The sequence below is a fragment of the Saliniramus sp. genome, from assembly GCF_035311605.1.
Taxonomy (GTDB): Bacteria; Pseudomonadota; Alphaproteobacteria; order Rhizobiales; family Beijerinckiaceae; genus Saliniramus.
Genome location: NZ_DATGCW010000161.1, coordinates 1 through 17,543, shown reverse-complemented (window position 1 = coordinate 17,543; position 17,543 = coordinate 1). Strand labels below are relative to the sequence as shown.

The following is a 17,543-nucleotide window of genomic DNA, read 5'->3' as shown; positions in this document are numbered from 1 at the left end:
CTGCGGTCCGAGAATGCCGTAGAGCCTGATATCGACCGGGTTCATGCTGTTCTCGCTGATTGTCCGACGGTTGCGCCACCGAGCGCGTAGAGCGCATCGAGGAAGGCGGGCTGGAAGCTGCCCGGCCCCGCAGCGCGGCTGCCTGCGATCTCGCCGGCAATGCCGAGGGCGAGCAGCGCCGAGGCGGCCGCAACGAGTGTATCCGCCTCGCGGCTCGCGAAAGCCGCGATCAGTGCGGTGCCGGCGCAGCCCATGGCCGTGATGCGCGCCATCAGCGGGTGGCCGTTACGGATCTCGAAGAACCGCTCGCCATCAGTGACAAAATCGGTTGCACCCGTCAGTGCGATGACACAGCCGCGCCGGGCGGCCTCGTCGCGCAGCGTATCCGGATCCGCCTGCCCGTCCGTCAGCGCCTCGAATTCGGTAGCGTTGCAGCGCAGGATCGCGGGTTGCGCGGCAAGGAGTTCGCGGGCGAAGGCGAGGCGGGGCGGGGAGCGATCGACGAAGACGGGATCGAGCACGATCGGTCGCCCGGCCTCGCGTGCAGCGGCCATGGCACGGGGGATGGCGATCTTGCGTTCTTCATCAAGGGTTCCGAGATTCACCAGGAGCGCATCGGCGCGCTTCGTGAAGGGCTCGACCTCGTCGCGTGCATGGGTCAGCGAGGGGATCGCGCCGGCAGCGAGCAGCAGGTTTGCGGTGAAGACCTGGGCGGCAGCATTGGTGATGGCATGAACGCGGGTGGATTGTGCAGTGATGCGCGCCAGCAATGCCGCACTTGCCGGAGCGAGGTTGGCGGCATCCGCTATTCCATCGTCGCGCCGGGAAGGGGCGGTAAGGGAATCGTCTTCATATGTCTTGGAGAAGGTCGTATCGGCCATCTCTCATCCCTCCGCCGGCATGACCCGGATCAGGTTCGATGGGTTGGCGCGCCGCGCCTCTCAGCCCCCGGACGGGGCACCCCATGGAGATTGTGTCTGTTTCATCATAGTTAAGCTCTTGCATCATCCGACGCAAGGGCAGGGCGGCAATTCCTTGTGCCGCAATGCGGCGACGCACGCTGCGTGATTGGGGCAATCCGCTCAGAGATTGAAGCGGAAATGCAGGACGTCGCCATCCTTGACGATGTATTCCTTGCCTTCCAGCCGCAGCTTGCCTGCCTCGCGCGCGCCGCTCTCGCCGTCGAGCGCCACGTAATCGACATAGGCGATGGTCTCGGCGCGGATGAAGCCCTTCTCGAAATCGGTATGAATCACGCCTGCCGCCTGCGGCGCACGGGTGCCGGCGGTGATGGTCCAGGCGCGGGCTTCCTTGGGGCCGACAGTGAAATAGGTGACGAGCCCCAGCAGCCTGTAACCGGCGCGGATGACGCGGTTGAGGCCGGGCTCCGAGAGGCCGACGGCTTCGAGGTAGTCGCGCTGCTCCTCTTCCGGCATCACCGCGATCTCGCTTTCGATCTTGGCAGAGACGACAACGGCCTGCGCGCCCTCGGCCTGCGCGTGCTCCATCACCTTCTGCGAGAAGGCATTGCCCTGATCAGCCGATTCTTCCTCGACATTGCACACATAGAGAACCGGCTTGGCGCTGAGCAGGCCGAGCATGCGGAAGGCCTTTTCCTCATCATCGGCGACCTCGACCAGCCGCGCAGGCTTGCCTTCGCGCAGCAATACCAGCGCGCGATTCATCAGATCGAGGCTGAGTTTGCCTTCCTTGTCGCCGCCCCTGACCTTCTTCTCCAGCGCCGTGGCGCGTTTCTCCAGGCTGTCGAGATCGGCCAGCATCAGCTCGGTCTCGATCGTCTCGATATCGGCGATCGGGTCGATCTTGCCGTCGACATGGGTGACGTCGCCATCCTCGAAGCAGCGCACCACATGGGCGATTGCATCGACCTCGCGGATATTGGCGAGGAACTGGTTGCCGAGCCCTTCGCCGCGCGAGGCGCCGCGCACCAGGCCGGCAATATCGACGAAGGTCAGGCGGGTAGGGAGCGCCTGCGCTGATTTGCCAATCGCAGCAAGCTTGTCGAGGCGCTCATCCGGAACTGCCACATCGCCGACATTCGGCTCGATGGTGCAAAACGGGTAATTCGCCGCCTGTGCGGCAGCCGTCTGTGTCAGCGCGTTGAAGAGTGTCGATTTGCCGACATTCGGCAGCCCGACAATGCCCATGCGGAAGCCCATCTTGTCTTACCTCATCTGACGGGAACGGATCGGGCCCGGCCGGCCGTCTCACTTCAATCCCTTTTATCATCCTTGCCGCCCCAGCCGCGATCGGCCATGGCGATATGCAGCTTGTTCTGGAAGGCCGCGTCCTCTCCGCGCGCCAGCAAGCCGGCATGATCGGCGCAGGCGCGGGCGAGATCTTCCACCCAGGGCTGTTCCGCCTTGGCGAAATCGCTCAGCACATAGGCATGCACGGCTTTCTTGTCGCCGGGATGGCCGATGCCGAGCCGCACGCGGCGGTACTCATTGCCGCATTGCGCGGTGATCGAGCGCAGCCCGTTATGCCCGGCATTGCCGCCACCCTTCTTCACCCGCAATTTGGCGGGCGCGAGGTCGAGCTCGTCATGGAAGACGACGATGTCTTCGAGCGCGATCTTGTAGAAGCGCTGCGCCTCGGAGACGGCACGCCCGGATTCGTTCATGTAGGTCTGTGGCTTGAGCAGCAGCACGCGCTCGCCGTCAAGCGTTGCCTCCGTGACCTCGCCCTGGAATTTGCGCCGCCACGGTGCCGCACGCGCGGCCCGGGCGATCTCGTCGATCACCATGAAGCCGACATTATGGCGGTTATCCGCATAGCGCGCCCCGGGATTGCCAAGGCCGACGAGGAGACGCATCGGTCCCGCTCCCTCGCTGCCAGCGAAGCGCTCCGGTCGTGAAACCGGAGCGCCCCAGCCGAACAGTTTTCTCAAAAGTGCGAGGATTATTCCTTGCCCTCTTCTTCACCGCCTTCGGCTTCACCCTCTTCGGCTTCTTCCTTGAAGCCGGCCGGGGTGGCGATGGTAGCGATGGTGAAATCGCGATCATCGATCACCGGCGAGCAGCCCTTTGGCAGCGTTACCGCCGAGATGTGGAGCGTATCGCCCATTTCCAGATTCTGGATATCGATCTCGATGGCATCGGGGATCGCATCGGCGGGAACATTGAGCTCGACCGTGTGACGCACGACATTGAGCGTGCCGCCGCGCTTGATGCCGACGCAGGTTTCCTGATTGAGGAAGTGCACCGGGACCTCGACAGCGACCACCTGCCCTTTGGCAACGCGGAAGAAATCGATGTGGATCGGCATGTCCTTGACGGGCTCAAGCTGGTAGTCGCGCGGGATCACGCGCTCCTTGTCACCCTCGATGTCGATCTCGAACATCGTCGTCATGAAGCCGCCATCATAGATGAGCTTCTGGGCTTCCTTGAACTGGATCGCAATGGCCTTGGGGGGCTGGCCTACACCGTAGACGACGGCGGGTACATAGCCCTGGCGGCGAATGGCTCGGGCGGCCCCCTTGCCGACCCGATCGCGCGCCACAGCCGAGAGCTTCTTCATATCACTCATGGTCGTGGTCCTTCGATAAGATGTCATGAAAGACGAAAGGGCCGCATCGCGGCCCCGGCCTTTCCGCGCTCACGCCTCCAAGGGTGTCGACGAGCGCGATGGGCTTATACGGCGCAAACCGTGCGAGAGCAACCTTTAAAGCGTTTGCGCCGGCTGCATCTTGGCTCTCGCGGGGCTGCACACACGACAACGCGCCCGGAATCACTCCCGGGCGCGTCTCACTGACCGTTCGGGCCGGTGCTTACTCGCCGCCGCCCAGCGCGTGAACGTAGACGGTGAGCGACTTGATCGTCACGTCGTCGAGACGCTCACCGAAATGCGGCATCATGGCCCCGCGTCCGTTGACGACGCCCTCATAGATCGTTTCGCGATCCGAGCCGTAGAGCCAGATCCCGTTGACGAGATTCGGCGCTCCCAGCGCCCGCATGCCTTCCCCGCCTTCGCCATGGCAGGCGGCGCAGTTGGCCACATAGACCTCTTCGCCGAAAGCGAGATCGGTGCTGTCGGCGACCGGCAGGCCTGCCATGTCGCGGACATAATCCGTCGCGGCCCAGGCTTCGTCGCGATCGAGGATACCGTCGCGCACGAAAGCCGGCATTGCACCGAAGCGCGTCTCGTCATGAGTCGAGCGAATGCCGAAGGCCACCGTCTGATGGATATCGTCGAGCGCGCCACCCCAGAGCCAGTCGTCATCCAGCAGATTGGGGTAGCCCGGACCACCGCCGCCGCCCGCACCGTGACAGCCGGCGCAGTTGTCGCCGAAAGCTGCAGCTCCGTAGGCCTGGGCGAAGCTCGCCATCTGCGCATCCGCCATGATCTCGTCGAGCTCGGCTTCCCGGATTGCCGCGAAATTCGAACCCCGAGTTTCGTTGAGCGCCTCGAGATCCGTAACCACGGCAGCGCGCGAATGCCAGCCGAGCAGACCCGTCGTCGACGAGCTGATCAGGGGAATGGCGGGATAGGCGAACATGTACAGCACGGCGAAGGCGATCGAGGCGTAGAAAACCCACAGCCACCAGCGCGGCAAGGGGTTGTTCAGTTCCTTGATACCGTCCCATTCATGGCCGGTGGTCGAGACGCCCGTGACCTTGTCGACATCTTTCTTGTGATCTTGCGAGGCCATGGGATCAATCCTCATCCAGCGGAATACGCGATGCCCGGTCGAACGTGTCGCGTTTGGAAGGCAGAAGCGCGTAGACGATGGCCAGAAGGAATCCGATCACGAAGGCCGCGAAGCCCCAGGTCTGCGCGATGTTGGCGAGAAAGGTATAGGTTTCCATGCTTGCGCTCCTTTCTCAGCGGATGTTGGTCTGGTTGTCGTACTGCTCGAAATCGACCAGCGTCCCCAGCATTTGCAGGTAGGCGACAAGCGCGTCGCCCTCGGTGATCACGCCATCGGTGCGTCCCGAGAAACTGCGCACCTGCGCCTTGGGATAGCGCTCCAGGAAATCGAACATGTCCGGATCATCGTTCGTACCCTGGATATCGACGTCGAAACGCGCGTTCACGATCATTTCTTCATCATAGGGCACACCCAATGCTGCCTGTACCCGCAGATTGCGCTCGATATTGGAATAGTCGAGCGGCGTCTCGAACAGGAACGGGTAGCCCGGCATGATCGATTCGGGCACGACCGAGCGCGGATCGATCAGGTGGCGTACATGCCATTCGTCGGAATACTTGCCGCCGACGCGGGCAAGATCCGGCCCTGTGCGCTTCGAACCCCACTGGAAGGGCCGGTCATACATGGACTCGGCCGCCAGCGAGTAATGCCCGTAGCGCTCCACCTCGTCGCGCAGGGGGCGCACCATCTGGCTGTGACAGTTGTAGCAACCCTCACGGACATAGATGTCGCGCCCGGCCAGTTCGAGCGGGGAATAGGGCCGCATGCCCTCCACCTTCTCGATCGTGTTCTTCAGATAGAAGAGCGGCACGATCTCGACGATGCCCCCGATGGAGATGGCGACCACGATGCCCGCCACCAGGATACCGGAGTTCTTCTCGAATATTGCGTGTTTGTTCCAGAGTGACATATCTCCGCCCCCTTATTCTGCCGCCGCAAGCGCGGGACGCGACTGGGCCGCTTCCACGGGCCGCACGGTCCGGACGGTCATGATGAGGTTGTAGACCATGATCAGGGCGCCCGCGAGGAAGAGCACGCCGCCGAGTGCGCGGATCACGTAGTAGGGATGCATCGCGTCCGAGGTCTCGATGAAGGAATATTCGAGGAAGCCGAGGCTGGTATAGGCGCGCCACATCAGGCCCTGCATGATCCCGGCAACCCACATCGAGGTGATGTAGAGCACGATACCCAGCGTCGAGATCCAGAAGTGCCAGTTGACCAGCTTGAGCGAGTAAAGCCCCTCACGCTTCCACAGCCAGGGAACCAGGCAGTAGATGGCGCCGAAGGAAATGTAGGCGACCCAGCCCAGCGCACCCGAATGCACGTGGCCGACGGTCCAGTCGGTATAGTGCGAGAGCGAGTTGACCACCTTGATCGACATCATCGGACCTTCGAAGGTCGACATGCCGTAGAAGGCCACGGAGACGACCATCATGCGCAGCACGGGGTCCGTGCGCAGCTTGTCCCAGGCGCCTGACAGTGTCATCAGGCCGTTGATCATGCCACCCCAGGAGGGCATCCAGAGCATGATGGAGAAGACCATGCCCAGTGTCTGCGCCCAGTCGGGCAGGGCGGTATAGTGCAGGTGGTGCGGGCCCGCCCAGATATAGAGGAAGATCAGGGCCCAGAAGTGGATGATTGACAGCCGGTAGGAATAGACCGGGCGATCGGCCCGCTTGGGCACGAAGTAGTACATGATCGCGAGGAAGCCGGCTGTCAGGAAGAAGCCGACCGCGTTATGGCCGTACCACCATTGCACCATCGCATCCTGCACGCCCGCCCAGGCGATATAGGACTTGTAGGAGAAGATCGAGACCGGCACCGTGGCGTTGTTGCCCAGATGCAGCACCGCGATCGTCACGATGAAGGCGAGGAAGAACCAGTTCGCCACATAGATATGCGGCTCCTTGCGCTTCCACAGCGTCGCCATGAAGACGAGGAAGAAGGCGACCCAGACCACCGTCAGGAACAGGTCCGCGTACCATTCCGGCTCGGCATATTCCTTCGACTGGGTAATGCCGAGCAGGTAGCCCGTGCCGGCGATCAGAATGAAGAAGTTGTAGCCCAGCACCACGAACCAGGGTGAAATGTCACCGGCGAGGCGCGCCCGCGATGTGCGCTGCACGACGTAGAGCGCCGTCGCGATCAGCACGTTGCCGCCGAAGGCGAAGATCACCGCCGAGGTGTGCAGCGGGCGCATGCGCCCGAAATTCGTCCAGGGAAGATCGAAGTTCAGCGCCGGATAGGCGAGCTGGAAGGCAATGACCACGCCCACGAGAAAGCCCGCGATGCCCCAGAACATCGCCGCCACCACGCCGAATTTCACGGGGCCCATGTTGTAGTTGGGCTTGCCGTCGATTTCCTGCGGAACCGGTTCCGCAGGGCGATCATAGTAACGGTTGATGATCGCGAATACGGAAGCGATGCTCGCCGCTGCGAAAAGATAGGCATGGAAAGCATATTCCGCTTCCCACGCATTCGCCGCCACGATGATGGAGAACAGCGCCAAAGCCGCCATCGCGACCGCCGTGCCACCTTCACCGATGGTCATGCGCTTGCCGGATCCGACCGGTGACGCGCCGATTGAGGCCATCTTCAATCCCCTGAACTGTTTGCCGGTAATTGGCTCCGCCCGACGAGATTCGGGCGCTCGCGGCAGTTTCAGCAGGGATGGCACCCCGCCGCCTTGATCTTTGTCAACAATGTGGCGGCGGATGTGTCGCAGGGGCGGGGATGTCGCATGCGTGCAACGGATGAGTGGAATGAAGACATGCACTCTTCCATGGTGTCTGGTTCGGGATCGTGTGCTTGCCGCCGTGAAGCCTGAAATCCGACTCACGCCCCCCTGCCCAAACCCGCACACGCGCCGTTGGTCACCTGCCTGTGGACCGCGCGTGCCTGCGGCGCCACAATGCGCGGCAAATAACGGGAGGATGCCTTAATGAGACTGATCGACAAGACTGCCATCGTCACCGGCGCTGCGCGCGGCTTCGGCTTCGGGATCGCGGAGCTCTTCGCGCGCGAGGGGGCGCGGGTCGCGCTGCTCGATCTCGACGAAGAGGGCGCGATCGCCGCTGCGGGCCAGATCGGCGGCAATGCCGTGGCGCTGCGCTGCGACGTGGCCGATTTCGCCGATGTCAAACGCGCCGTCGACGCCGTGATGGAGAGCTTCGGGCACATCGACATTGTGGTCAATAATGCCGGTATCAGCCACCACAACAAGCCGATGCTGGATGTGACGGAGGACGAATTCGACCGCGTCTTCGCCGTCAACGTGAAATCCATCTACAACATGACCCACGCAATCGTTCCGCTGATGCGCGCGGAAGGTGGCGGCAACATCCTCAATATCGGCTCCACTGCCGGCATCCGCCCGCGCCCCGGCCTGACCTGGTACAATGCTTCGAAAGGCGCGGTGAACCTGCTGTCGAAATCCATGGCCGTCGAGCTCGCGCCGGACCGTATCCGCGTCAACGCGCTCGCCCCCGTCGCAGGCGAGACGCCGCTTCTCGCGACCTTCATGGGCGAGGATACGCCGGAAAAGCGCGCCGCCTTTGTCGCGACGGTGCCGCTGGGCCGCCTCTCGACGCCGCGCGATATCGCCAATGCCGCGCTGTTCCTGTGCTCGGACGAGGCCGAGATGGTCACCGGTACCGTGCTCGAGGTCGATGGCGGACGCTGTATCTGACACTCAGGGCGCCGTATGCGTATCGGTGAATGGAAACGGGGTGCAGCGTGCAGACAGGGCACGCTCCGTGGCCGTTTCCGCGAGGCCGGGCAGGGGAGCGAGAACGCGAAAGGCTACGAAGCCCTGGGGCTCGGGGGCCGTGACCCGTATGCCCCCTGCAAGCGGGTCCTGCGCGCTGACGGTTGGCGCCCCGTCTTCTGCATCTGCCGATGTGGCGCGCCGGGCCTCGTCTTCGAAGCGCTGTTCCGGCGTCATGATCAGAACGTCCATCTCGGCGTCTTCGACGGCGCGGTCGGTGAGCGTGAAATAGACGCCGGTACCCCGGCTGTGGAACGACACCGACTGAAAATGCGCGCCCATGCCGAAAGTCACCCGCAGAGGCGCCTCGCCCAGATCATAGGCGCAGGCGGAAAGCGCGGTTGCCGGGTCGTGATGCGTCGACCAGCCGCGCGTTTCCGGGCCCGAGAGCAAGACCGCTTCACCGTCCTCCCGCACCGGTTGGAGCCGCGAGAGCGCGTCCTGCTGCGAGACGAAGGGTAGCAGCAGGATCGCGCCGACATGCGCGATCGAAGCGAGGACCAAGGCGCAGAGGGTTGCAAAGGCGAAACGACCAATGATGCTCATTCCGTACATTCCAGGCGCGTGATTTCGGGCAGCATCTGCGCAGTGAAGCGGGTCAGCGTGCCGCTCGCCGGAGTATCATACAAGCGCAAGGCGATGCTGAAGCCGCCGCCATCGGGGGGGCGCAGCCAGTTGCCAGCCTGGGGCTGCGGAGAGATCGCAATGCGCAATGCGCCGTCTTCGGGGCGCGTGATGCGCACCGATGTGGTCGCGAACCGTTCGTTCTGCCAGCCATCAGGCAGGCGACCGCTCGCATCCTGCAGCGTCAGGCTCCAGAAGCGTGCGGATGGTGTGGTGCCGGTGATGCTGTAGACGCAATCACTGCGTAGCGGACGGTCAAGCGAATCCGTGTTGGCACGAAAGGTCAGGCCTTCGCCGGCGGCAAGGGGAATATCCGCGCTGCGGGCGAGACTCGCGCGGGTATAGGGATCGATCTCGCGTGTACCGATCTGCGGGTGGACCTGCCACGGCCCGGCCTGCTGCACGCCGAAGGCGAACTCGCTTTCGACCACGCGATAGGCGCTGTAGAGGCCGAGCGCCGCGCCGCCCGCAACCGCATAGGCGACGAGCAGAATCGTATAGACGGAAGATATGAATTCGCGGATGCTCCGGCGCATCAATCCGGCCCGTGCAGGGATAAAGGGATCAAAGGGTTAACCCGACGACCGGGGCTGTTCAAGGCATTGCGATCCGAAAGGCCGCATTGGGGCGCGGACTTGCCAGCTCCCGCGCGGGCCGCTAACCCCGAAGCAGGGCGCGGCAAAGACGGAGCTGATGCGCGATGAACATCCTGTCAATCCAGTCGCATGTCGCTTACGGGCATGTCGGTAACGCCTCTGCGGTTTTCCCGATGCAGCGGCTCGGCTGTGAGGTCTGGCCTATCCATACCGTGCAATTTTCCAACCATACCGGTTACGGCGACTGGACGGGACGCGTCTTCGACGGACCGGCGATCGAGGAACTGGTCGATGGCATCGCCGCGCGCGGTGTTCTCGGGCGCTGCGACGGGGTGCTGTCGGGCTATATGGGCTCGTCCGATATCGGCAACGCGATCCTCTCGACGGTCAACCGCGTGCGCGAGGCGAATCCGGCAACGCTTTACGCCTGCGATCCGGTGATCGGCGATGTGGGGCGTGGCGTCTTCGTGAGGCCGGGTATCCCGGAATTCATGCGCGATCATGCCGTGCCCGCAGCGGATCTGATCACGCCCAACCAGTTCGAGCTCGAGTATCTCTCCGGAATGGCGACGCCCACCCTCGCCGCAGCGAAGCAGGCTGTCACGCGTATTCATGCGCTGGGGCCACGCGTCGTGCTCGTCACGTCGCTCCATACGGATGACACGCCGCCCGATGCGATCGACATGCTGGCCGGGGAGGGCGGAGCGTATTGGCGGGTGCGCACGCCCAAACTGACGGTCTCGGTGAACGGGGCGGGGGATGCGATTTCGGCGCTGTTCTTCGTGCATTACCTGCGAACACGCCGTGCCGATGCGGCTCTGGCCCAGGCTGCGGCATCGATCTACGGGCTGCTCCATCGCACGGAGGCGGCAGGTTCTCGGGAAATCCTGACCGTGGCGGCGCAGGACGAATTCGTCGCGCCGTCACAAAAATTCCGCGTAGAGCCCGTCTGAGCGTGACGTCAGCCGGGCCCTGGCGGGACGATCAGCGCACCATGTTGATGGTGGCTTCCATCAATTGCTGCGACGTGGTCACCACGCGCGTATTGGCCTGATAGGCCTGCTGCGTGACGATCATCTTGCTGAATTCCTCGGCGATATCGGCGTTGGACTGCTCCACCGCACCGCCGATGATGCGCGCGCCCTCCGGCGAGAAGGTCGGTTGACCCGAGTCGATGGTCTGCTCGAATGTGCCGCCGTCGCGCGGCTTCAGCATGTTTGGTGCCGCAAACTGTGCCACGGCGACGCGCGCGATGGCAAAGGACTGGCCGTTCGAGTAAATGCCGGAGATGCGTCCGTCGCTCGAGATCGAGATATCCTGCAGCACGCCGGCCGGGTAACCGTCCTGGCTGAGTTCGAGACCCTGGATCAGATTGTTCGGTACGGCGAACTGGCGCAGGCCCTCTGTACCGAAGTTGATGTTGAGGGGTTCTGACAGGGCCTGTCCGTTGACCGTCGTACCGGTTGCGATCGTGTAGCTGGACGGGGAGCCCGGGTCCAGCGTGCCATTGGTCTGGAACTCGACCGGCGCGGCGCCGAGCCGCGTCCACATTGGAGTGGCGCCCGTCGCTGAGGCGTCGTTTTGGTAGAACAAGGCCCATTCATCATCGGCGAGCTTGCCCCAGCGCAACTGCAGATCGATGGGCGCACCAGCCTCGTTGTAGACCACGACCGAGCCCCCGCTGATCGTGCGTGAAAGGAAGTTCGAGGATTCATTGGCCTGAATGTTTGGCCATGTCCCGGCATTGAACGGCGCGCCGGTCGCCGCGTTGTCGGCGATCGTATCGATGTTGTTAGCGTTGTAGTAGTTCGTCCCCGCTGTCGATGGCAGCACGGCGGAATATTCCACCTGCTCCGAAGCGCTGGCCGGCACGGTCGTGTCCGTGATGCGCAGAATGCCGTTTGTGCTGGTAATCAGGCCTTCGAGGTTGATCGAGTCGCCACGCAGATACATGCCTGCGCCGTTGACCAGATAGCCGTCCTTGTCGAGCTGAAAGTCGCCGCGGCGTGTGAACAGGTTGTTCTCGCTGAACACCGGCTGGCCGTCCCGGAAACCGGAGATCTGACTGACCGAGATGAAACCCGAGCCGTTGATCGCGATGTTTGTATTCTTGCCCGTAGGCAGAATATCACCCTGCAGGCTGATTGCCTGGGCGGATTGGGCGCGCACCGAACCCGCAATCGCCTGCTCGCGCGGGCTGTCGATCACGAGATCGACGAAGCTGGTATCCATGCGCTTGTAGCCGACGGTCTGGGAGTTGGCGACGTTTCCCGAAATATTCTCCATGGCGTAGGATTGCGAACGCAATCCCGCAACGGCGGTTTGAAGAGCCCCGAAGATACCCATAACTCACTCCTGACATACAGCGATGTTGCCGATGGATCAGCAACCGGCGTGCCAGTGTCCCGGAGCCTGAAAATCTATTGAAAACTGTTATTGTCTCAAAGGCTTGGGGGGATCCGGTGATGTGGCACCGTACCGTTATCGGCGTGTGAGTGCCCCAGCGGGCGCCATTCCTGCCGGGCGGACGGCAGATTTTGCCGGGCCATTTCTGCCTGGCGCGCCGATCTTAAGGCTTCATTAACGCAGATTGCGCTTTGATTAATGCCATCGAATCGACACCGTGCTGGAAACACGCAAGGCCATGGCAGCAACCGCTCTCACCGAAACCGAAAAGCCCTCGGACGGGATCGACGACAGCGCCGAATTCGAGTCGCTGACGGGTCCGCAGCGCGCTGCATTGTTTCTCCTCATGCTGGGCGAGGAACACGGTCGCACCATATGGGCCATGCTCGACGAGGAAGAGGTGCGCACGGTCTCGCATGCCATGGTGCAGTTGGGTACCGTGGATGCTAGCACGGTCGACCGCCTGATCGTGGATTTCATCCATCGCGTCTCGAACTCCAGTGTGTCCGGCTCGGTCGAGCGCACCGAGCAGCTTCTGATGAAGGTGTTTCCGGCTGATCAGGTGGCCACCATCATGGCAGAGATCTACAACACCTCCGGGAAGCGGATCTGGACGCGGTTGTCGCAGATCGATGCGGAGATCCTTGCGAACTACCTGCGCAACGAATACCCGCAGACCGTCGCCGTGGTGCTTTCACGCGTGCGCCCCGATCACGCGGCGCGGGTGCTCACGATGCTGCCCGATGAATTCGCCATGGACGTGGTCAATCGCATGCTCAAGCTTGAGGTCGTCCAAAAGGAAGCACTGCACCATATCGAGGAGACGTTGCGGCTCGAATTCGTCGGCGCCGTCGCCCAGACCTCGCGGCGTGACGCCCACGAGACCATGGCAGAGGTCTTCAACGCTTTCGATCGCCAGACCGAAACCCGCTTCCTCTCGGCGCTCGACGACGTCAACCGTGAGGCGGCCAAGCGTATCCGCGAACTGATGTTCACCTTCGAGGATCTGACCAAGCTCGATGCCGGCGGCATGCAGACATTGATCCGCTCCGTCGAGCGTGATGTGCTTTCGCGGGCGCTCAAGGGCGCACCGGAGCAGGTGCGCGCCTCCTTCTTCTCCAATATGTCCCAGCGCGCGGCCAAGAACCTCCAGGACGAGATGGACGGCCTCGGACCCATCCGCCTCAAGGAGGTTGACGAGGCACAGCTCGCGATGGTCAACAAGGCGAAGGAACTGGCTGATTCCGGCGAGATCATGATCTCCAAGAACAACGCCGACGACGAACTGGTCTATTGACTCGGCTCAGCCGACGAAGGCCCGCTCGACCACGTATTCGCCCGGGCGGGCATTCGAGCCCTCTGTCAAGCCGGCCTTCTCGCACAGGGCCTTGCAATCGGCGATCATTTCCATCGAACCACAGATCATGACGCGGTCATGTGCGGGATCGAAGGGGGCGACACCCAGATCCGCGAAGAAGGAGTCGTTTTCGATTGCGGTGGTGATGCGCTGTTCGCGTTCATAGGGCTCGCGGGTCACGCTGGTCCAGTGGCGCAGGCGCCCGGTGGCGAATTCCGAGACGAGCGGATCCTCCTTGATCGCCGCGACGAGATCCTCGCCGTAGCGCAATTCCGCGATTTCCCGGGTGGTATGGGTAAGGATGACCTCCTCGAACTTCTCGTAGGTCTCCGGATCGCGGATCAGACTGGCGAAGGGGGCGATGCCGGTGCCCGTCGAGAGCATGTAGACACGCTTGCCGGGAAGCAGCGCATCCAGCACAAGGGTACCAGTGGGCTTCTTCTTCATCAGGACGGTGTCGCCGACCTTGATCTTCTGCAGATGTTCGGTCAGTGGGCCGTCCGGCACCTTGATCGAGAAGAATTCCAGCTCGTCATCCCAGGAGGGGCTGGCAATGGAATAGGCGCGAAACACGGGGCGCTCGGCATTGGGCAGGCCGATCATGACGAACTCGCCCGAGCGGAAGCGCAGGCTGGCCGGACGTGTGATGCGGAAGCGAAACAGCCGGTCGGTATAATGCTCGACCAGGGTCACCGTCTCGGCATGGGTATTGGCCGGGATCGGGAATTCCGTATTGGCGCTCGCCGGTACCGCCTGATCCATCACGCTCTCCTTCGCCTCATATCGCGCTGCTTCTACTTAGCATCCCTGACGCGTGCGTAAACAGTGCCACATGCCTTTCACCCATGCGCGCGAGGTATGGCGACAGGATAGTGCCATGGCCGAATCGAAGAATACGGGCGTCTCCGCATGGATCGCCTGTTTAGCGCGAAACGCCAACGGCGGCGCAAGGCAGTCCAATACCGCAATTCAGGATGGGTATTTCTGCTTGTCCGGTGCTGCGATCCGCTTTAGGGGATGGCGTCAGCGCCGGTGGTCATGTAATCCATTGCGCGAACATCGCCCTTGCGTGCAAGACGTCTGCGCGCCAACTCGGCTGTATCGGCCATCACCGCTCGCAACGGGAGCCCGAATATCGTGATCCGGAAGACCAACGCCTTCTCACTCTTCGCCGCCCTCGGTCTGATCCTCGCCGCACCGTCCGGCCTGACATCCGCGCATGCACAGGAGCGCGAATTCCGCATCGGGCTGATCACGCCGCCGGCGCATGTCTGGAATCAGGAAGCTGCTGCGCTCGGCGAGACGCTCGCCGAATTGTCCGACGGGCGCTTCAGCCTGTCGATCTACCCGTCGGGCCAGCTGGGCAACGAGAGCACCATGCTGCAGCAATTGCAGACCGGCGCGCTTGACATGGCCTGGCTCACCACGGCGGAAGTGACGACGCGGGCGCCCGATATCTCGGCCCTGCACGCGCCCTTCCTCGTCGAGAATATCGCGGATGCGGCGAAGGTGCTGCGCAGCGACGTTGCGCGTGAAATGCTCGATACGCTGCCTTCAGCCACCGGCACGGTCGGCGTCTGCTATGCCATGACGGGCATGCGCCAGCTGATGACGCGCAATCCCATCGATGATGTGTCGGACCTGTCGGGGATGCGTTTTCGCATTACCCCCGCGCCGCCGATCCGCAGCTTCTTCGAAATGCTCGACGCGGCGCCGGCGCCGATGCCTCTGACGCAGGTCTATGATTCGCTCGCCAATGCGCAGATCGATGCGATCGACATGGATTTCGAATCGATCATCAATTTCCGCTATTACGAGCACGCGCCCAACATGATGGTCACCAACCATCACATGTTCGGCATGGTCGCGCTGATCTCGGGCCGCGTCTGGGCGCGCCTGTCGTCGGAGGATCAGGAAATCCTGCGCGAGGCGGTGCAGCTGCATTGCGACCGCACCATCGACCGTTTCGTGGAAGAGGAGGATGAAAAGCTCGCCCGCCTTCGCGAGGCCGAGGGGCTGACCATCACCGAGGATGTGGGGCCGGATTTCTTCGGCGATATCGTCGAACGTTGGGATGCCGAATGGGCCGAGCGTACGCCCTATGTCGCGCGTCTGCGTGAACTCGTGGCGGGTTTCTGATGGGCGGGGGTAACCCGCTCCCGGCGACGGTGTGAGTGGCATCGTGCGGGGCGCGGTCATGTTCGAGGCGATCCGCAAGGTCTCGCGCTTGTTCGCGGCGATCGACCGGGTGCTGCTGACAGCGCTGATCGCCGCCATCACGCTGCTCGTCCTGGCCAATGTCGCTGCGCGCAGCATGGGCTTCACCATCGCATGGGCGGATGAACTCGCCGTCTACGCCATGATCATGGCCGGTTTCGTCGGCGCGTCGCTGATGCTGCGCCTGCGCACCGCGCCCAGCGTGACGCTGCTGCATGAGATCCTGCCCGAGCGCGTCGTGCGGCTCCTGCGTATCCTGATCGCGCTCACCGCGATCGTCTTCGCAGGGCTACTGCTCTGGATGTGCTGGCTCTGGTTCGATCCGGTCGGGCTCGCCGCAGCCGGTTTCGACATACGCCGATTCGAGGGCGCGACGTTCAACTTCATCTATACCGAGACGACGCCGGTGATGGGCCTGCCATCGGCGTATCTCTTCCTCGTCATGCCCTGGTTCGCGCTTACCGCGCTGGCCCATGCCGCGACCAATCTCGCCGAAGATGCTGGTATGATCGCGCCGCCGACCGAACCGCCCGCCGCCGATGCGAACGGGGAGGGGGCGGCATGACCGGGATCACGCCGCTCGTCTTCATCGCGCTGCTCGTCATCGGCGTGCCGATCGGCCTCGTCCTGTGTCTGGCCGCCTTCGCGTATATCCTGGCGAGCGGCAATGCCGTGCTGCTCGAATCCTATCCGCTCAAATTGTTCTCGAGTCTCGACAATTTCGGTCTGCTGGCGATCCCGCTCTTTATCCTGATCGGGGAGATCATGAACGGGGCCGGGATCACCACGCGCCTCGTGCGGCTTGCTGCCGCCTTCATCGGGGCGGTGCGCGGGGGGCTTGCCTATGTGAACCTTCTGGCGAACATGTTCGTCGCCTCGATCCTCGGCTCGGCCACGGCGCAGATCGCCATGATGAGCCAGGTGATGGCGCCGGAAATGCAGCGCGCGGGCTATGACCGCGCCTTCGCTGTCGGGGTGACAGCTTTCGGCGGCCTGCTCGGTCCGATCATCCCGCCCTCCATCGTTTTTGTGGTTTATGCTGTGCTGGCCCAGGTCGCGGTGCGTGACATGCTCATCGCCGGCATCCTGCCCGGCCTGCTGATGACGGGGTTGTTTCTGGGCACCGTCGCGCTGATGGGATTGCGCTACAATTATCCGCGTGGCGAACGCCTGAGCTGGGGTGAGCGCGGCAGGGCGCTTCTGCGCGCGCTTCCCATGCTCGCCATTCCCGCCGTCATCGTCGGCACCATTCTTGCCGGAATCGCCTCGCCGACGGAGAGCGCTGCGATCGGGGCGCTCGTCGCGACGCTGATCGGGTTGTACTACACGCGCACCCTCAAACTCTCCGATTTTCCGGCGATCCTCCTGCGTACCGGGCTGAACACGGCGCTCGTGCTCTTCCTCGTGGCGGCGGCGGGGGTCTTCTCCTGGGTGCTGATCTTTGGGCAGGTGCCGCAGACGGCGGCGATCTGGATCCAGGACGTGGCGACGACGCCAACGGCCTTCATGCTGCTGGTTCTCGTCATGCTCCTGATCGTCGGGACGGTGATCGACGGGATACCCGGGTTGATCATGGTCGTGCCGATCCTCCTGCCGATCGCGACCGGTATCTATGGCATCGACCCGCTGCATTTCGGCGTTGTCGTGTCGATCAATCTGATCCTCGGCCTTCTGACGCCGCCCGTCGGGATTGGGCTCTATGTCGCGGCGAGCGTGACCAATGTCAGCGCCTTCGCCGTCTTTCGCATGGCGCTACCGTTCTTCCTCGTCGCCTGTATCGCACTGATCGTACTGGCTCTGGTGCCGTGGTTCTCGCTGGCGCTGCTGTGAGTCTCTTGATCTCGGCCCCTTCAACTCAGCCACTTTCCTGGAACGCGGCTGCGTGGCATCCTGTTGTCAGGGGAT

Annotated in this window: 18 protein-coding genes and 1 riboswitch; of the genes, 6 read left to right on the top strand and 12 right to left on the bottom strand. The window is 63.1% G+C overall.

The window, feature by feature from the left end:
• Nucleotides 1-41: 41 nt before the first annotated feature.
• The 8 genes from VKP01_RS07720 to ccoN all read right to left on the bottom strand — a co-directional run bounded on the left by VKP01_RS07720 (nucleotide 42) and on the right by ccoN (nucleotide 7,265).
• Nucleotides 42-881: a hydroxyethylthiazole kinase gene (locus tag VKP01_RS07720; RefSeq protein ID WP_324411573.1), complete on the bottom strand. Its 840-nt coding sequence runs from the start codon at nucleotides 879-881 to the stop codon at nucleotides 42-44.
• A riboswitch (TPP riboswitch) is annotated at nucleotides 871-975 on the bottom strand. Its footprint overlaps the gene before it by 11 nt.
• 107 nt (nucleotides 976-1,082) lie before the next feature.
• Complete coding sequence (ychF, locus tag VKP01_RS07715; RefSeq protein WP_324411572.1) at nucleotides 1,083-2,180, bottom strand: redox-regulated ATPase YchF; 1,098 nt, start codon at nucleotides 2,178-2,180, stop codon at nucleotides 1,083-1,085.
• Between the two features lie 53 nt (nucleotides 2,181-2,233).
• Nucleotides 2,234-2,836, bottom strand: a complete 603-nt coding sequence (pth, locus tag VKP01_RS07710; protein ID WP_324411571.1) for an aminoacyl-tRNA hydrolase — start codon at nucleotides 2,834-2,836, stop codon at nucleotides 2,234-2,236.
• Between the two features lie 86 nt (nucleotides 2,837-2,922).
• A complete protein-coding gene (locus VKP01_RS07705) occupies nucleotides 2,923-3,549 on the bottom strand; it encodes a 50S ribosomal protein L25/general stress protein Ctc (protein ID WP_324411570.1) in 627 nt (208 codons plus the stop codon).
• 241 nt (nucleotides 3,550-3,790) lie between these two features.
• Complete coding sequence (gene ccoP / locus VKP01_RS07700) at nucleotides 3,791-4,672, bottom strand: cytochrome-c oxidase, cbb3-type subunit III (protein ID WP_324411569.1); 882 nt, start codon at nucleotides 4,670-4,672, stop codon at nucleotides 3,791-3,793.
• A 4-nt stretch (nucleotides 4,673-4,676) separates the two neighbouring features.
• Entirely contained in the window at nucleotides 4,677-4,829 is a 153-nt protein-coding gene (locus VKP01_RS07695; protein WP_074445411.1) for a cbb3-type cytochrome c oxidase subunit 3, read from the bottom strand.
• 15 nt (nucleotides 4,830-4,844) lie between these two features.
• Nucleotides 4,845-5,582, bottom strand: coding sequence for a cytochrome-c oxidase, cbb3-type subunit II (gene ccoO, locus VKP01_RS07690; RefSeq protein WP_324411568.1), 738 nt, complete (start codon nucleotides 5,580-5,582; stop codon nucleotides 4,845-4,847).
• 12 nt (nucleotides 5,583-5,594) lie between these two features.
• Nucleotides 5,595-7,265, bottom strand: a complete 1,671-nt coding sequence (gene ccoN / locus VKP01_RS07685) for a cytochrome-c oxidase, cbb3-type subunit I (RefSeq protein WP_414706546.1) — start codon at nucleotides 7,263-7,265, stop codon at nucleotides 5,595-5,597.
• Nucleotides 7,266-7,613: 348 nt separating this feature from the next.
• Between ccoN and VKP01_RS07680 the strand changes: the two genes are divergently transcribed.
• Nucleotides 7,614-8,360, top strand: a complete 747-nt coding sequence (locus VKP01_RS07680) for a glucose 1-dehydrogenase (RefSeq protein WP_324411567.1) — start codon at nucleotides 7,614-7,616, stop codon at nucleotides 8,358-8,360.
• Between the two features lie 3 nt (nucleotides 8,361-8,363).
• On the opposite strand, the gene VKP01_RS07675 is transcribed toward VKP01_RS07680, so the two are convergent.
• Both VKP01_RS07675 and VKP01_RS07670 read right to left on the bottom strand, forming a co-directional pair.
• Complete coding sequence (locus tag VKP01_RS07675) at nucleotides 8,364-8,984, bottom strand: hypothetical protein (protein WP_324411566.1); 621 nt, start codon at nucleotides 8,982-8,984, stop codon at nucleotides 8,364-8,366.
• Entirely contained in the window at nucleotides 8,981-9,598 is a 618-nt protein-coding gene (locus tag VKP01_RS07670) for a DUF1214 domain-containing protein (protein WP_324411565.1), read from the bottom strand. The genes VKP01_RS07675 and VKP01_RS07670 overlap by 4 nt, the downstream gene beginning before the upstream one ends.
• 164 nt (nucleotides 9,599-9,762) lie before the next feature.
• Here VKP01_RS07670 and pdxY point away from each other — a divergent pair, with 164 nt between their 5' ends.
• Nucleotides 9,763-10,611: a pyridoxal kinase PdxY gene (gene pdxY, locus VKP01_RS07665; RefSeq protein WP_324411564.1), complete on the top strand. Its 849-nt coding sequence runs from the start codon at nucleotides 9,763-9,765 to the stop codon at nucleotides 10,609-10,611.
• A gap of 31 nt (nucleotides 10,612-10,642) precedes the next feature.
• On the opposite strand, the gene VKP01_RS07660 is transcribed toward pdxY, so the two are convergent.
• Nucleotides 10,643-12,004 carry a flagellar hook-basal body complex protein gene (locus VKP01_RS07660; protein WP_324411563.1) on the bottom strand — a complete coding sequence of 454 codons (1,362 nt, stop codon included), beginning with the start codon at nucleotides 12,002-12,004 and terminating at the stop codon, nucleotides 10,643-10,645.
• A gap of 298 nt (nucleotides 12,005-12,302) precedes the next feature.
• Between VKP01_RS07660 and fliG the strand changes: the two genes are divergently transcribed.
• Nucleotides 12,303-13,361 (top strand): flagellar motor switch protein FliG, encoded by a 1,059-nt coding sequence (fliG, locus tag VKP01_RS07655; protein ID WP_324411574.1) that lies wholly within the window; start codon nucleotides 12,303-12,305, stop codon nucleotides 13,359-13,361.
• Between the two features lie 6 nt (nucleotides 13,362-13,367).
• On the opposite strand, the gene VKP01_RS07650 is transcribed toward fliG, so the two are convergent.
• Nucleotides 13,368-14,183 carry a ferredoxin--NADP reductase gene (locus tag VKP01_RS07650; RefSeq protein ID WP_324411562.1) on the bottom strand — a complete coding sequence of 272 codons (816 nt, stop codon included), beginning with the start codon at nucleotides 14,181-14,183 and terminating at the stop codon, nucleotides 13,368-13,370.
• Between the two features lie 375 nt (nucleotides 14,184-14,558).
• Between VKP01_RS07650 and VKP01_RS07645 the strand changes: the two genes are divergently transcribed.
• The 3 genes from VKP01_RS07645 to VKP01_RS07635 are packed head-to-tail and all read left to right on the top strand — an operon-like array spanning nucleotide 14,559 to nucleotide 17,468.
• Nucleotides 14,559-15,560, top strand: a complete 1,002-nt coding sequence (locus VKP01_RS07645; RefSeq protein WP_324411561.1) for a TRAP transporter substrate-binding protein — start codon at nucleotides 14,559-14,561, stop codon at nucleotides 15,558-15,560.
• Between the two features lie 58 nt (nucleotides 15,561-15,618).
• Nucleotides 15,619-16,203: a TRAP transporter small permease gene (locus VKP01_RS07640; protein ID WP_324411560.1), complete on the top strand. Its 585-nt coding sequence runs from the start codon at nucleotides 15,619-15,621 to the stop codon at nucleotides 16,201-16,203.
• On the top strand, nucleotides 16,200-17,468 hold the full coding sequence (locus VKP01_RS07635) for a TRAP transporter large permease (protein ID WP_324411559.1): 1,269 nt from the start codon (nucleotides 16,200-16,202) through the stop codon (nucleotides 17,466-17,468). Before VKP01_RS07640 ends, VKP01_RS07635 begins: the two co-directional genes overlap by 4 nt.
• Nucleotides 17,469-17,543 lie beyond the last annotated feature (75 nt).

Bases quoted from the DNA above. Each gene is read 5' to 3' on its own strand.
- VKP01_RS07720 (WP_324411573.1), bottom strand. From the start codon at position 881: ATGGCCGATACGACCTTCTCCAAGACATATGAAGACGATTCCCTTACC.
- ychF (WP_324411572.1), bottom strand. From the start codon at position 2,180: ATGGGCTTCCGCATGGGCATTGTCGGGCTGCCGAATGTCGGCAAATCG.
- pth (WP_324411571.1), bottom strand. From the start codon at position 2,836: ATGCGTCTCCTCGTCGGCCTTGGCAATCCCGGGGCGCGCTATGCGGAT.
- VKP01_RS07705 (WP_324411570.1), bottom strand. From the start codon at position 3,549: ATGAGTGATATGAAGAAGCTCTCGGCTGTGGCGCGCGATCGGGTCGGC.
- ccoP (WP_324411569.1), bottom strand. From the start codon at position 4,672: ATGGCCTCGCAAGATCACAAGAAAGATGTCGACAAGGTCACGGGCGTC.
- VKP01_RS07695 (WP_074445411.1), bottom strand. From the start codon at position 4,829: ATGGAAACCTATACCTTTCTCGCCAACATCGCGCAGACCTGGGGCTTC.
- ccoO (WP_324411568.1), bottom strand. From the start codon at position 5,582: ATGTCACTCTGGAACAAACACGCAATATTCGAGAAGAACTCCGGTATC.
- ccoN (WP_414706546.1), bottom strand. From the start codon at position 7,265: ATGGCCTCAATCGGCGCGTCACCGGTCGGATCCGGCAAGCGCATGACC.
- VKP01_RS07680 (WP_324411567.1), top strand. From the start codon at position 7,614: ATGAGACTGATCGACAAGACTGCCATCGTCACCGGCGCTGCGCGCGGC.
- VKP01_RS07675 (WP_324411566.1), bottom strand. From the start codon at position 8,984: ATGAGCATCATTGGTCGTTTCGCCTTTGCAACCCTCTGCGCCTTGGTC.
- VKP01_RS07670 (WP_324411565.1), bottom strand. From the start codon at position 9,598: ATGCGCCGGAGCATCCGCGAATTCATATCTTCCGTCTATACGATTCTG.
- pdxY (WP_324411564.1), top strand. From the start codon at position 9,763: ATGAACATCCTGTCAATCCAGTCGCATGTCGCTTACGGGCATGTCGGT.
- VKP01_RS07660 (WP_324411563.1), bottom strand. From the start codon at position 12,004: ATGGGTATCTTCGGGGCTCTTCAAACCGCCGTTGCGGGATTGCGTTCG.
- fliG (WP_324411574.1), top strand. From the start codon at position 12,303: ATGGCAGCAACCGCTCTCACCGAAACCGAAAAGCCCTCGGACGGGATC.
- VKP01_RS07650 (WP_324411562.1), bottom strand. From the start codon at position 14,183: ATGGATCAGGCGGTACCGGCGAGCGCCAATACGGAATTCCCGATCCCG.
- VKP01_RS07640 (WP_324411560.1), top strand. From the start codon at position 15,619: ATGTTCGAGGCGATCCGCAAGGTCTCGCGCTTGTTCGCGGCGATCGAC.
- VKP01_RS07635 (WP_324411559.1), top strand. From the start codon at position 16,200: ATGACCGGGATCACGCCGCTCGTCTTCATCGCGCTGCTCGTCATCGGC.